The 302-nt window shown below is 51.7% G+C and carries 1 protein-coding gene; it reads right to left on the bottom strand.

Features of this window, described 5'->3' with window-relative positions; genetic code table 11:
• Positions 1-302, bottom strand: a 302-nt coding sequence (locus tag N8N51_RS10345) for a hypothetical protein (RefSeq protein WP_261104139.1), incomplete at both ends; no start/stop codon positions are given.

Genomic DNA, 302 nt, shown 5'->3' with positions numbered 1-302 from the left:
GAGTGGAGATGAGTACTCAGATGCCCCGAGCTTTGCTGTTGTCGACGCTCTTGTTGAAGCGGATTCAGATGCCGATTGACTTGCTGATGTCGATGCTCTTGTCGATGCGGACTCAGATGCTGATTGACTTGCGCTCGTAGAAGCACTTGTTGAAGCTGACTCAGATGCCGATTGACTTGCTGATGTCGACGCACTTGTTGATGCTGAGTCAGATGCGGATTGACTTGCTGATGTAGACGCACTTGTAGAAGCTGAGTCAGATGCCGATTGACTTGAGGATGTTGAGGCGGTGGGGGGTGCTG

It is taken from the genome of Streptococcus mitis (assembly GCF_946188685.1).
Taxonomy (GTDB): domain Bacteria; phylum Bacillota; class Bacilli; order Lactobacillales; family Streptococcaceae; genus Streptococcus; species Streptococcus mitis_CC.
The sequence above is the reverse complement of the archived record's forward strand: the minus strand, read 5'-3'. Positions and strand labels throughout refer to the sequence as shown.